The sequence below is a fragment of the Stenotrophomonas rhizophila genome, assembly GCF_001704155.1.
GTDB classification, from domain to species: Bacteria; Pseudomonadota; Gammaproteobacteria; order Xanthomonadales; family Xanthomonadaceae; genus Stenotrophomonas; species Stenotrophomonas rhizophila_A.
The window spans coordinates 2,153,731-2,167,154 of record NZ_CP016294.1; the positions used below are offsets into that span (position 1 = coordinate 2,153,731).

Sequence of the window (13,424 nt, forward strand, 5' to 3'; positions counted from 1 at the left end):
GCCGGCGCTGGGCGCCGGCCTTCTTCGGGTGCTTCAGGTGCCGCTGATCAGCTCAGCTCGCCCTTGGCATCCAGGTAGCGCTCAGCGTCCAGCGCGGCCATGCAGCCGAAGCCGGCCGAGGTGATGGCCTGGCGGTAGTGCTGGTCGGCCACGTCGCCGGCGGCGAACACGCCTTCCACCGAGGTCTGGGTGGCGTTGCCGCCCAGGCCGGAGCGGATGTCCAGGTAACCGTTGTTCATGGTCAGCTGGCCTTCGAACAGGCTGGTGTTGGGGTGGTGGCCGATGGCCACGAAGAAGCCGTGGGCATCAATGTCGCGGGTGCTGCCGTCCAGGGTGGACTTCACGCGCACGCCGGTGACGCCTGCTTCGTTACCCAGCACTTCGTCCACCTGGTGATGCCACACGGTCTCGATCTTGCCCGAGGCGACCTTGGCGAACAGCTTGTCCTGCATGATCTTTTCCGCCTTGAGGGTGTCGCGGCGGTGGACCAGGTAGACCTTGCGGGCGATGTTGGACAGGTACAGCGCCTCTTCCACGGCGGTGTTGCCGCCGCCGACCACGACCACGTCCTGGTCACGGTAGAAGAAGCCGTCGCAGGTGGCGCAGGCCGACACGCCGCGGCCCTTGAAGGCCTCTTCGGTGGGAATGCCCAGGTACTTGGCGGTGGCGCCGGTGGCGATGATCAGGGCGTCGCAGGTGTACTCGGCGCTGTCGCCGATCAGCTTGAACGGGCGCTGGGTCACATCGGCGGTGTGGATGTGGTCGAAGATCACTTCGGTCTCGAAGCGCTCGGCGTGGGCCTGCATGCGCGCCATCAGGTCCGGGCCCATCAGGCCGTGGGCGTCGCCGGGCCAGTTGTCCACTTCGGTGGTGGTCATGAGCTGGCCGCCCTGCTGCAGGCCGGTGATCACCACCGGGTTCAGGTTGGCGCGGGCGGCGTAGACCGCTGCCGTCCAGCCGGCCGGGCCGGAACCGAGGATGACGAGCTTCTGGTGGCGGGAAGGCTTGGAATTGCTCATGTAGACTCGCAAAGAGATGATGGGGCGGGGCGCTGGGGAAAGATTGCCCGGCGTCCAAGACAGGTCATAGAGTGGCGGCAGGGGTCGCCCGATTCAAGGCGAGCGGTGGAACGGCGCAACCCAGCCGGTGGTGGTTGGCGTGCCGTCAGTCGTTTATTATCAAGCACTAACAGTGCATTCCCAAGGTCTGGTCTAAGGTGGCGAAACAGGTCCCGGAACGATCCAAGTCTCCCGACGGCAAAGCGGCGTCGCGCCGTGCTGCGGCTGCGGCGCCGGTCGAAAATCCCCGTCGGCAGCGCCTGTGGCGCGACCTCGGCCTGATCGCGATCGCCCCGGCGTTGCTGTATCTGGTCGCCAGCCTGTTCACCTATTCGGCGAGCGACCCGGGCTGGTCGCATACCGGCAGCGTGGTGGCGCCCATCCACAACATGGGCGGCCGGGTCGGCGCCTGGGTGGCCGATGTGCTGCTGCAGCTGTTCGGTTACATGGCGTTCCTGCTGCCGATCGTGCTGGGCGCGCTGGCGTGGTTCGCCATGTTCGGGCTCAAGCGTGAGAGCAAGGGCGAACACGACCTGGACCCGGCGCTGCGGCTGGTCGGCCTGGTCGGCTTCCTGATTGCCGGCACCGGCTTCCTGCACCTGCGGCTGTTCAGTGGCGATGTGGGCCATGCCGGCGGCATCCTCGGCCGGCTGGTCGGCAATTCGCTCAGTGCCGGCTTCGGCGCGCTAGGGGCGAACCTGTTCGTGCTGGTGCTGCTGCTGGCCTCGATCACCCTGGCCACCGGCATTTCGTGGTTCGTGGTGATGGAGAAGATCGGCCGCGCGGTGCTGGCGCTGCCGCCGCTGCTCAGCAAGAAGAAGGAACAGGCCACCGAGTGGCAGCAGACCCGCGCCATGCGCGAAGAACGCCAGGAAGTGCGCAAGGTGGACGCCGAGGTGCGCGCCAAGCGCGAGCCGGTCAAGATCGAGCCGCGTCCGGAACCGGTGCTGGAAAAGAGCGACCGCGCCAAGCGCGAAACCCAGATTCCGATGTTCCGCGGCGTCAATGGCGATGGCTCGGACCTGCCGCCGCTGGCACTGCTGGATGATCCCAAGCCGCAGCCCAAGGGTTACGACGAGGAGACGCTGGAAACGCTGTCGCGCCAGATCGAGTTCAAGCTCAAGGACTTCCGCATCGACGCGCAGGTGGTCGGCGCGTATCCGGGTCCGGTGATTACCCGCTTCGAGATCGAGCCGGCACCGGGCATCAAGGTCAGCCAGATCAGCTCGCTGGACAAGGACATCGCCCGCGGCCTGTCGGTCAAGTCGGTGCGCGTGGTGGATGTGATTCCGGGCAAGTCGGTGGTGGGTCTTGAGATCCCCAATGTCACCCGCGAAATGATCTACCTGTCCGAACTGCTGCGCTCCAAGGAGTACGACAAGTCGGCCAGCCCGCTGACCCTGGCCTTGGGCAAGGACATTGCCGGCCGTCCGACCGTGGCCGACCTGGCGCGCATGCCGCACCTGCTGGTGGCCGGTACCACCGGCTCGGGCAAGTCGGTGGCGGTCAACGCCATGGTGCTGAGCCTGCTGTACAAGGCCTCGCCCAAAGACCTGCGGATGTTGATGATCGACCCGAAGATGCTCGAACTGAGTGTCTACCAGGGCATTCCGCACCTGCTGGCGCCGGTGGTCACCGACATGAAGGAAGCCGCCAACGGCCTGCGCTGGTGCGTGGCCGAAATGGAACGGCGCTACAAGCTGATGAGCGCGGTGGGCGTGCGCAACCTGGCCGGCTTCAACAAGAAGGTCAAGGACGCCGAAGACGCCGGCCAGCCGTTGATGGACCCGCTGTTCAAGCCGAACCCGGAGCTGGGCGAAGCCCCGCGCCCGCTGGAAACGCTGCCGTTCATCGTCATCTTCATCGACGAATTCGCCGACATGATGATGATTGTCGGCAAGAAGGTCGAAGAGCTGATCGCACGCCTGGCACAGAAGGCGCGTGCGGCCGGCATCCACCTGATCCTGGCCACCCAGCGTCCGTCGGTGGATGTGATCACTGGCCTGATCAAGGCCAACATCCCGACCCGCATCGGCTTCCAGGTCAGCTCCAAGATCGATTCGCGCACCATCCTGGACCAGTCCGGCGCCGAAACGCTGCTGGGCCACGGCGACATGCTGTACCTGCCGCCCGGCACCGCATTGCCTGACCGTGTGCACGGAGCCTTCGTTTCCGACGAGGAAGTTCACCGCGTGGTCGAACACCTCAAGGCCAGCGGCCCGGCCGACTACATCAGCGGCGTGCTGGACGAAGTGCAGATGATGGGCGATGGCGTGGTGGTGGGTGCCGGTGGCCTGCCCGAGTCCAGCGGGGCGGCAGGGGATGAATCGGATCCGCTGTACGACGAAGCAGTGCGGATCGTGACCGAAACCCGACGCGCCTCGATTTCCGGCGTGCAGCGCCGGCTGAAGATCGGCTACAACCGCGCCGCGCGCCTGATCGAAGCCATGGAGATGGCCGGCGTGGTCAGCCCACCCGAACACAACGGCGACCGCAGCGTGCTCGCGCCGCCCCCGCCGAAATAACGCCGGAACCGCAATGATCCGCATGACATGGATGACCGCGTGCGCGCTGGCGTTGGCGCCGCTGCTGGTGTCGGCCCAGGCGGTCGCCCCGGCCCAGGTTCCGGCGCCTGCGATGGCGCCGGCGCCGGCCCCGCCGGCCGCCACCAGCGACACCCAGGCCAGCAACAACTTCAGCTTCGTCAGCTACCGCGCCGATTACGTGGTGCGCCCTGACGCCGGGAACGTGCAGACCGAGTCCTACGACATCCTGCTCAAGACCAAGGCGGCGGTGGAGCAGTTCAGCCAGGTGCGGCTGAGCTACAGCGAGAAGATGGAAACGCTGGAGGTGCTGTCGGCCTACACCCTGACCGCCGACGGCCAGCGCCGTGACGTGCCGGCCGACCGCATCTACACCCAGGAGAGCTACTCCAGCGCCGCGGCGGCCATGTACGCCGACCGCAAGGTGCGGGTGGTGGTGTTCCCCAACCTGGCACCGGGCACCCGGGTGGTCTACCAGACCCGCCGCAGCCAGACCCAGCCGTACTTCCCGGGCTACTTCAGCCTGTGGGAAACCTTCAGCGGGTTCTCCCAGTACGACGATGCGCAGGTCACCCTGAGCGCGCCGGCCTCCCTGCCGATGTACGTGCAGCAGCGGGGCGTGCAGGGCAGCCAGAAACCCGTCATCCGGAACGGGCAGGCGACCTGGTCCTGGCGCTACCGCCGCCCGGACCCGATGCCGGTGCAGATCTGGACCGCAGCGCCGTGGGAGTTCAGCCCGACCATCATGGCCAGCACGTACCGCGACTGGGCGCAGGTGGCTCAGGCCTACCAGCTCAAGGGCGGCGAGGCGGCACGGGTGACCCCGGGGATCCAGGCGCTGGCCGACGAGGTCACCCGCGGCATCGTGGACCGCCGTGAACAGGCTGCCGCGCTGTACCGCTGGGTGTCGCAGAACATCCGCTACGTGGCGGTGTACCTGGGCAACGGCGGGCTGGAGCCGAACCCGGCGCAGAGCATCCTCGACAACCACTACGGCGACTGCAAGGACCACGTGGTGATCCTGGAGGCGTTGCTGGCCGCGCGCGGCATCGACAGCACCCCGGTGCTGATTGGTGCTGGCGGCGGCCCGACCCTGCCGGACATTCCCCTGCTGGGCCGCTTCAACCACGCCATCACCTATATTCCCGAGTTCGACCTGTACCTGGATTCCACCAGCGCGTATGCGCGCTTTGGCCAGCTGCCCGACGGCGACCTCGGTGCGCCGGTGCTGCACACGCGCCAGGCCAGGGTGGCGCGCACCCCGGCCAACGATGCCGCGCGCAACGGCAGCGGTTTCGAGGTCACCTTCCGCTTCGACCCTGACGGCAACCTGCAGGGCCAGACCGTGCCCCAGACCCGCGAAGTGGGCGAGATCGGCATGCGCGGCGCGTTCGCCCGCCTCAACGCGCAGAACCGGGCGCGGGTGGAGGAATCGATCATGGCCTCGTCCGGCTTCGACGGCAGCGGCACGCTGACCCTGCTGGGCGACCCGCAGGACCTGACCCGGCCGTTCAACTACCGCTACGATTTCCACGCCCGTGATTACGTCGATTTCGGCGTGGTCGGGGGCATGGTGCTGCCGGACCCGCCCGGTGGCGAGTCGTTCCGTGACATCTACACCACCACGTCGGCGCCGGACAACGCCACCCCGTTCTACTGCAACGACACCCTGCGCCAGGAAACCTACCGGCTGGAGTTCCCGGCCCGGGTGCCGATCGTGGCGATGCCGCGCAACCAGCAGTTCCGTAATGCCGCCGGGGAGTACGCGCTTGAGTGGAGCCGCGAAGGGCAGGCCATCGTCGCCCGCCACCGCCTGCACCAGAACGCGGTACGCGGCGCGGATGCGCTGTGCCAGCCGGGCGACTATGCTGCGTTCCGCGAGCTGTACCAGCAGGTGCGGCGCGGCTTCCGCGGGCAGGTGGTCTACGGCGACCTGCGCACGGTGCAATCCGTCCCCTGACCCCCCATTCAGGATGACCTCGGCACACTGCCGGCCATCCTTACCACCTTCATTGGATACCCGTATGCAGAGCACTTTCCGCCGCTGTCTTGTCGCCGCCACGCTGGTCTGCGCCAGTGTCGGGTCGGTGTCTGCCTGGGCCGGCGCCCGCGATGAGCTGACCACGTTCACCAAGGGCCTGAAGGGCCTGGACGGCAAGTTCGAGCAGAAGGTGTTCGACAGCAAGGGCAAGGTGAAGGAAACCACCAGTGGCAGCGTGGCGTTGTCGGTGCCGAACCAGTTCCGCTGGGAGTACAAGGTGCCGCACGAGCAGCTGATCATTGCCGACGGCAGGAATGTGTGGGTGTACGAGCCGGACCTGCAGCAGGCGACCAAGCGGGTGCAGGGCGCCGAGGAACAGAACAGCCCGTTGATCGCGCTGATCACCCCGGCGCTGCTGGAAAAGCAGTACGACGTCAGCGAAGAGGCCGCGCCGCGCGATGGCCTGCAGTGGCTGTCGCTGACCCCGAAGCGTGAAACCGAAACGTCGTTCCAGTACGCCGCGCTGGGCTTCAACGCACAGGGCCTGGCCCGCATGGAAGTGACCGATGCGGTGAACCAGCGCACGGTGATCTCGTTCAAGGACTGGAAGCGGAACCCGACGTTCCCGAAAACCACCTTCACGTTCACGCCGCCTAAGGGCACCGACGTCATCGGCAACTGAGCGTAGCCGGGCAGGGCCCGGCGCTGCGTCATTCGGTCATACAATAGTGGCGTGGCCAGAAACCGAACGACATTCAATGAACCCGATCTGCTGACGGTGGATCGGGACAGCATGCGCCCGCTTGCCGAGCGCATGCGCCCGCAGACCCTCGATGAGATGGTGGGGCAGAAACGCCTGCTCGCCCCGGGTAGCGCGCTGCGCCGGGCAGTCGAGTCCGGGCATGTGCACTCGATGATCCTGTGGGGGCCGCCAGGCTGCGGCAAGACCACGTTGTCCCTGCTGCTGGCGCACTACGCCGACGCCGAATTCCGTGCCATCTCCGCCGTGCTTTCGGGCCTGCCCGAGGTCCGGGTGGTGCTGGCCGAAGCGGCCCAGCGCTTCGCCGAAGGCCGCCGCACGGTGCTGTTCGTGGACGAAGTGCACCGCTTCAACAAGGCCCAGCAGGATGCGTTCCTGCCGCATATCGAGCGCGGCACCATCGTGTTCGTCGGGGCCACCACGGAAAATCCTTCGTTCGAGCTCAATTCAGCGCTGCTGTCGCGCTGCCGCGTGCACGTGCTGGAAGCGGTGTCGTCGGCCGACATCGTCGAGGCGCTGGAGCGGGCGCTGCAGGACAAGGAACGCGGGCTCGGCGCCGAGGCGCTGCAGGTCACGCCCGAAGCGCTGCTGGAGATCGCGACCGCCGCCGACGGCGATGTGCGGCGCGGTCTGACCCTGCTGGAGATCGCCGCGGAACTGGCGGGCGGTGAAGGCGGGCGGATCAGTCCGGAGATGCTGGTGCAGGTGCTGGCCGACCGCACCCGCCGCTTCGACAAGGGGGGCGAGCAGTTCTACGACCAGATCTCGGCCCTGCACAAGTCGGTGCGCAGCTCCAATCCGGATGCGGCGCTGTACTGGCTGACGCGCATGCTCGATGGCGGCTGCGATCCCTCCTACCTGGCCCGGCGCCTGACCCGCATGGCGATCGAGGACATCGGCCTGGCCGATCCACGCGCGCAGTCGATGGCGTTGGAAGCCTGGGACATCTACGAACGGCTGGGCAGCCCCGAGGGCGAGCTGGCCTTCGCCCAGCTGGTGCTGTACCTGGCCAGCACCGCCAAATCCAACGCCGGCTATGCCGCCTTCAACCTGGCCAAGCAGGAAGTGCGCGAGACCGGCACCCAGGAGGTGCCGCTGCACCTGCGCAACGCGCCGACCAAACTGATGAAGGAACTGGGTTACGGCAAGACCTACCAGTACGACCATGATGCCGAAGGTGGCATCGCGCTGGACCAGACCGGCTTCCCGGATGCGATGGGCGAGCGGGTGTATTACCAGCCGGTGGCGCGCGGACTGGAAATCAAGCTGAAGGAAAAGCTCGACCGCCTGCGTGCCGAGCGCGAGCAGGCGCGGGCGCGCAAAGGGAGCGACTGATGGGTGGCTTCGGGACGTGGTGGCAGCAGCTGGGGCTGGTGATGGCCGGCGGCGCGCTGGGCGCGGCGCTGCGTTTCATCATCGGCGATGCCATGCTGCGCCAGTTCGGCAACGGCTTCCCCTGGGGCACGCTGACGGTGAACCTGGTGGGGGCCTTCGCGGTCGGCTACGTGGTGGTCTGGCTGCAGACCCGCGGCAGCGCGGCATTGTATTGGCGCGCGTTCGCCATCGTCGGCATCATCGGCGGGCTGACCACATTCTCGTCGATGATGCTCGAGGCGGTGCTGCTGGTCCGCAACGGACGCGGGTGGGTGATGCCGACGTATCTGGGCATCAGTCTGGTGGCGGGATTTGCGCTGGTGTGGTTGGGCGCGCGGTTGGCGGAGTCCACGCTCGCGCGGTGATCGATTCCGCGTATTTCTGCTGGATTTCCGTTACATCTCACGATATTGTTCGCGCCCCGTTTGCGTTCCCCGTCCGTCATGCGTGATGAAGAAGACCCCGGCACCCTGGAGCTGATGCTGCCGCGCAAGCGCGGCCGTCCGCCCACGTTCGGCTACGCCATGACCGATGCGCAGCGTGCGGCCCGCTACCGGGCCCGCCGTGCCGGGCAGGCCGACCACGCCGATGTGCGCACCTGCAGCGACATGGTGCTGCTGGACAAGATCCGTGCGGCGATCAGCGCAAAGGATGCCGAGCTCACCGGGTTCCTGGTGCACGTGCTGTGGCAGCGCTATCCCCTGCAGCTGAAATGATCGTCCCGCCTGCCAGGCCGGCGAGGGCCGGGCGCAGGTAACCCAGCAGCCGCCCGGCATCCAGCCAGTCGCCGGGGTCGGCCAGGTCCAGTTCGTGCAGGTCGCCGGCAATCGCGGCCAGATCCGGTTGTCCCAGCATCTGCAGCACGCCGGCCAGCCGATGCGCGTGGTGCCGCAGCGCGGTGGCGGCCCGGTCGCGCAGGGCGTCATGCAGCGCCATCTGCTCTTCCTGCAGCGATTGCAGGATCTCAATCCAGACAGGGTCGGTTGGGCCGCTGCTCGCGCTTGCCAGCCGCTCTGCGTTCCCCTGTGTCTCCACCTGCAATGCCCGGAGCAGCTGGCCGATATCCAGCGGCTTGCACAGCACCGCGTCCATGCCGCAGGCGAGGCAGCGTTCCACGTGCGCGGCCGAATCATTGGCAGACACTGCCACCAGTATGGCCGGCGTACGCCCGTGGCGGCGCTCCAGTTGCCGCAGTTGGACGGCCAGCTCGTAACCGCTCATGTCGTCGAGCACGCAATCGAGCAGCACGATGCCGCAGGGCTCGGCGGCCTGGCTGTGCAGTGCGCTGGCGCCGTCGGCGCAGCTGCTCACCGAGGCGCCCAGCGTCTCCAACTGCCGACACACCACCGTGCGATTCAATGCGTGGTCTTCAACCAGCAACAGGGTGCGCCCGGCCAGCGGCTGCTCCCCCGCGCAGGGGCCGGTGGCTTCGATCACCACCGGCAAGCGCACCTCGAAGCAGCTGCCCTCGCCGGGAGCGCTGCGCAGCTGCACCGTGCCCCCCATGCCCCGTACCAGATCCTGGCAGATGGAGAGGCCGAGCCCGGCACCGCCCATCTGCCGCGAGTGACTGTCGTGCGCCTGCGCGAAAGGCTTGAATACGGTGTCGTGCAGCGCGGCCGGGATGCCGATGCCGGTATCGCGGACCGCCAGCCCAAGGTGTGCGCTGTCCTGGTCCAGGTGCAGCGACAGGGTCACGTCCACGTGCCCCAGGTCGGTGAACTTCACCGCGTTGCCCAGCAGGTTGCTGAGCACCTGCCGCAGCGCGTCACCGTCCAGCCACATCCGGGGCAGCGGGTCGGTGTACTGCAGCAGGGTGATGGCCAGGCCCTTGGCCTCGGCCGCAGGACGGGCCACCGCCAGGCAGTCACGCGCCAGCTGGCGCACGTCCTGCCAGCCGGGGGTGGGGTGGTACTCGCCGGTGGCCAGGCGTGAATAGTCCAGCGCGTGGCCGAGCAGATGGCGCAGGCCGGCCCCCGCATTGCGTGCGGCGTTCACCAGTTGCCGCTGGCCCTGGTCCAGGCCCGACTGGTGCAGCAGAGCCACCGAGGTGACCAGTGCCTGCGCGGCGTTGCGCACTTCATGGCTCATCACGGCGATGAAGCGCGCCTGCTGGCGCTCGCTGCGCCGCGCCGACTGCTGCGCCACACGCATCCACACCCCGGCGGTGAGCAGGGCCAGCAGGATCAGCGCGCCGGCCAGCAGTTCCCAGCGGAAGTGCTGCGACATCACCTGCAGCGACGGCCCGCTCAGGTACGTGGCTTTGGTCCAGCGCTGCATCAGCATCGCGTGCTCCTGCGGGCTGATGGAGCGCATCGCCTGGTGGATCTGGTCGAGCAGGGCGCGATCGCGGTGGCGCACCACCAGGTGCAGGCTGCCTGGCAAGGTGGATGGCCCGCCATGCAGCAGCAGGCTGTTGCCGAAGTCGCGGCGCACTACGGGCCGCATTGCCACATCCAGGTCCAGCGCCGCGTCCACCACGCCGGCTTCCACGGCGGACAGCGCTTCACGCAGGCTGGGCAGGTCCACCACCTGCAGGTGGGGGTGGTAGGCACCCAGCCATTCGGCCAGGCGGGTGCCGCGCACCACCGCCACCCGGCGCAGGTGTGCGAATTCCGGCGGGTGCGCCTGGGCGTGGCGGCTGGCCATCAGGGTCTGGCCGCGGTAATACGCCGGTGATGCGGCCAACGCCGTGCACGGCGCGTTGTCCAGCGGCCCCAGCAGCAGCATCAGATCGGCGCGCCCGTCGCAGATCGCCTGCAGCGCGGCGGTGGCCGATTCCACCGGCTGCTCGCGGAATTCCAGTCCGGCCTGTTCGGCGACCAGCTGCGCATAGCCGGTGATCAGGTTGGTGTCGCGCGCCGCGCGGTTGTCGTTGGCGAGCAGGCCATGCTGGGAGGGGTCGGCAGCCACCCGGACCAGCCGCGGTTCGGCACTGCTGCCCGCGGTGACAGGCAGCAGCAGGCCGACCAGCACCCCGGTCAAGGCGCCGGCCCAGGTCCAGTTGCCGCTCACCACACCGCCAGCTGGTGGCGAAGGGTGAACAGGTCGCGGTCGGTGCGCAGGCCGAGTTTGCGGAACGCCGCGTGCTTCTGGGTGCTGATGGTCTTGATGCTGCGGTTGCGCTGCAGGGCAATGTCGGTCACGGTCATGCCGCTCAGGCACAGCTGCAGCACTTCGCGCTCGCTCTGCGACAACCGGTGTTCGGCGTGTTCGTCGCGGTAGTTGACCGGCACATGGGTGTGCCCGGCCGCCACGCGGGTGACCGCGCGCGCCAGCGCTTCCAGTGACTCGCCCTTGGAGACCACGCCCGCAGCGCCGGCGGCCATGGTGTTGGAGATCATCACGTGATGGACGTTGGCCGAGAACATCAATACCCGCACGCGCGGGAACCGGCGTCGCAGCATGCGCAGCAGCTCCATGCCCTGCAGGTCGCCTTCGCCCAGCGTGTAGTCCACCACCGCCACGTCCACCAGGTGGTGTTGCAATGTGCTGATCAGGGAGCTGGTGTGGGCGTGGTTGCCGACCACATGGAACCGCGGGTCGGTGGACAGGTGTACATAACTGCCATGCCGGACCACATCGTGGTCATCCAGCAGGGCAATGTTGAGTACGGACGGCAGCAGCGGTCCATATGCGGGGCCTGGATGGCGTCGAGACAAAGGAGGCACGCAATCGTGGGATTTGCGCCATTCTTACCGCTTCAACGCGCAGCGGAGATAGTCTGATGTCAGATTAGGACTATTCCTATGCTCGGTACGAGAGGTGCGTCACTCTCTGCGCGCATCCGCGTCACCGTTTTTCGCGATCGAGCAGTCGCGCGAACTGCGACGCCAGATCCACAACCAGCGGATCGGCATTGTCACGGTGCAGCATCGCGATTTCGATGCCGTCCATGGGCGGCAAACCTTGGCGCGCGGTGAGCGCGCGGTGTTCGCGGGTCACGGCACGCGCTGGCAGCAGGCTGATGCCCATGCCGTCGGCCACCGCGCCCTGGATGCCACTGAGGCTGGAGCTGGTGAAGCCGATCCGCCAGCGCCGGCCCATGCTTTCCACGGCAGCGATCAACTCATCGCGATACAGCCCGCGCGGCGGAAACGTCACCAGCGGAATCGGGTCCATGCCGATGCAGGGGCTGCGTGCACTGTCCACCCAGCGCATCGGCTCATACCAGCAGGCCACGCCCTGGCGGCTGTTGCGGCGCTGTTTGATCAGCACCAGGTCCAGCTCGCCGTGGTCGTAGGCGTTGGCCAGGTCGCGGCTGAGGCCGCTGGTGACTTCCAGCTTCACCTGCCGGTGGCGGCGGGTGAAGCGGCCCAGCAGGGCGGTGGTGCGGGGGCTGACAAAGTCTTCGGGCACACCCAGCCGGACCGTCACCGCCACCGTGGCGCCGGCCAGTGCTTCGCCCATCTGGTCGTTGAGGGCCAGCATCTGGCGCGCGATGCCCAGCAGCGTCTGCCCGGCATCGGTGGGGTGCACATCGCGGTTGCCGCGCACCAGCAGCGGGTGCCCGGCCAACTGCTCCAGCCGCCGGATCTTCTGGCTGATGGTGGACTGGGTGGAATGCAGGCGCGTGGCGGCGGTGGTGAAGCTGCCGCAGTCGGCCACCATCACCATGGCCCGCAGCAGGTCCAGTTCGAACAGGGTGCGATGCGATTGTGCACTGGGCGGCATGGCGGTATCCAGAAAACGAATGATGCCCGTTCTAGCATGCACGCGGGTGCCTAGCCAGCTGCGGCCCCGCTGCGTGCAAGGCTGCGCGCCACGCGATCGCCCGCGGCCTGCATCATCGCGTGCAGCGCAGGCGGGCCCAGTACCTCGAAGTCGAGCTCCAGCGCGAGCAGCCAGTACACCACCGCGCCCTGCGGGTGCGCGCCACACCGCAGCAGGCAGCGCCGGGCATCCACCGCTTCGAGCATGCCCGCCGAGGCCGGTATGCGTTCGCGCACGATGTCGATGGGCGCGTGCAGGATCACCCGCGCTTCGTCCCCGTATGGCCCCAGCGACAGCGACTGGCTCACGAACGCGCGCAGGTCGCCATTGGCGGGCGAGGGGCGCGGGCGGAAGTGCGCGCCCACCTCTGCCGCGCTGGTCATGCGGTCGATGCGGAAGGTGCGCCAATCCACGCGCAGCGTGTCCCAGGCCACCAGGTACCAGCGCCGTTCGGCATGCACCACGCCCTGCGGTTCCACCAGCCGCTGGCTGGGCTGTCCCTGGCGGTCGGCATAGTCGAAGCGGAGCTGCAGCTGGTCGCGGCAGGCGCCGGCCAGGGTGGCCAGCAGCCCGGCATCGACCATGGGCCCGGCCTGGTCGATCGGCAGGATCGCGGTACGCAATGCATCCAGCCGGCGTCGCAGTCGCGCCGGCATCACCTGTTCCAGTTTGACCAGTGCGGTGATCGCGGTCTGCTCGATGCCGCTGATGGTGCCGGTCACTGCAGTGCGCAGGGCCAGCGCAGCGGCCAACGCTTCTTCATCGTCGAGCAGCAGCGGTGGCAATGCGCGCCCGGCGCGGAACGCGTAGCCGCCGGCCACGCCACTGCTGGCCTGGATCGGGTAGCCCAGTTCGCGCAGGCGGTCGATGTCGCGGCGCAGCGTGCGCGGATGTACGCCGATATCCGCGGCCAGTGTGTTGCCCGGCCAATGCGGCCGGGATTGCAGCAGCGAGAGCAGGCGCAGCAGTCGAGCGGAGGTGGTCAGCATGGGCGG

General features: G+C 68.0%; 11 protein-coding genes. 6 read left to right on the top strand and 5 right to left on the bottom strand.

The genetic code is table 11. From position 1 onward, the window contains the following. Positions 1 to 47: 47 nt before the first annotated feature. On the bottom strand, positions 48 to 1,019 hold the full coding sequence (trxB, locus tag BAY15_RS09740; protein ID WP_068851800.1) for a thioredoxin-disulfide reductase: 972 nt from the start codon (positions 1,017 to 1,019) through the stop codon (positions 48 to 50). Positions 1,020 to 1,216: 197 nt separating this feature from the next. On the opposite strand from trxB, the gene BAY15_RS09745 reads away from it, so the two are divergent. The 6 genes from BAY15_RS09745 to BAY15_RS09770 all read left to right on the top strand — a co-directional run bounded on the left by BAY15_RS09745 (position 1,217) and on the right by BAY15_RS09770 (position 8,432). After that, positions 1,217 to 3,583 (top strand): DNA translocase FtsK, encoded by a 2,367-nt coding sequence (locus BAY15_RS09745; RefSeq protein WP_068851802.1) that lies wholly within the window; start codon positions 1,217 to 1,219, stop codon positions 3,581 to 3,583. A gap of 13 nt (positions 3,584 to 3,596) precedes the next feature. Further along, positions 3,597 to 5,561: a DUF3857 domain-containing protein gene (locus tag BAY15_RS09750; protein WP_068851805.1), complete on the top strand. Its 1,965-nt coding sequence runs from the start codon at positions 3,597 to 3,599 to the stop codon at positions 5,559 to 5,561. Between the two features lie 64 nt (positions 5,562 to 5,625). Continuing rightward, entirely contained in the window at positions 5,626 to 6,264 is a 639-nt protein-coding gene (gene lolA, locus BAY15_RS09755; protein WP_068851808.1) for an outer membrane lipoprotein chaperone LolA, read from the top strand. A 111-nt stretch (positions 6,265 to 6,375) separates the two neighbouring features. Beyond that, positions 6,376 to 7,677: a replication-associated recombination protein A gene (locus BAY15_RS09760; protein ID WP_237334239.1), complete on the top strand. Its 1,302-nt coding sequence runs from the start codon at positions 6,376 to 6,378 to the stop codon at positions 7,675 to 7,677. Beyond that, positions 7,677 to 8,081 carry a fluoride efflux transporter CrcB gene (crcB, locus tag BAY15_RS09765; RefSeq protein ID WP_068851814.1) on the top strand — a complete coding sequence of 135 codons (405 nt, stop codon included), beginning with the start codon at positions 7,677 to 7,679 and terminating at the stop codon, positions 8,079 to 8,081. The genes BAY15_RS09760 and crcB overlap by 1 nt, the downstream gene beginning before the upstream one ends. 78 nt (positions 8,082 to 8,159) lie before the next feature. Continuing rightward, entirely contained in the window at positions 8,160 to 8,432 is a 273-nt protein-coding gene (locus tag BAY15_RS09770; RefSeq protein ID WP_068851817.1) for a hypothetical protein, read from the top strand. Here the strand turns inward: BAY15_RS09770 and BAY15_RS09775 are convergent. The 4 genes from BAY15_RS09775 to BAY15_RS09790 form a co-directional block, all read right to left on the bottom strand. Further along, on the bottom strand, positions 8,377 to 10,731 hold the full coding sequence (locus tag BAY15_RS09775; RefSeq protein ID WP_167693293.1) for an ATP-binding protein: 2,355 nt from the start codon (positions 10,729 to 10,731) through the stop codon (positions 8,377 to 8,379). The genes BAY15_RS09770 and BAY15_RS09775 overlap by 56 nt on opposite strands. After that, a complete protein-coding gene (locus BAY15_RS09780) occupies positions 10,728 to 11,378 on the bottom strand; it encodes a response regulator transcription factor (protein ID WP_167693294.1) in 651 nt (216 codons plus the stop codon). The genes BAY15_RS09775 and BAY15_RS09780 overlap by 4 nt, the downstream gene beginning before the upstream one ends. 130 nt (positions 11,379 to 11,508) lie before the next feature. Then, complete coding sequence (locus tag BAY15_RS09785; protein WP_068851822.1) at positions 11,509 to 12,390, bottom strand: LysR substrate-binding domain-containing protein; 882 nt, start codon at positions 12,388 to 12,390, stop codon at positions 11,509 to 11,511. Positions 12,391 to 12,440: 50 nt separating this feature from the next. Next, on the bottom strand, positions 12,441 to 13,418 hold the full coding sequence (locus BAY15_RS09790) for a helix-turn-helix transcriptional regulator (protein WP_068854649.1): 978 nt from the start codon (positions 13,416 to 13,418) through the stop codon (positions 12,441 to 12,443). Between the last annotated feature and the right edge of the window lie 6 nt (positions 13,419 to 13,424).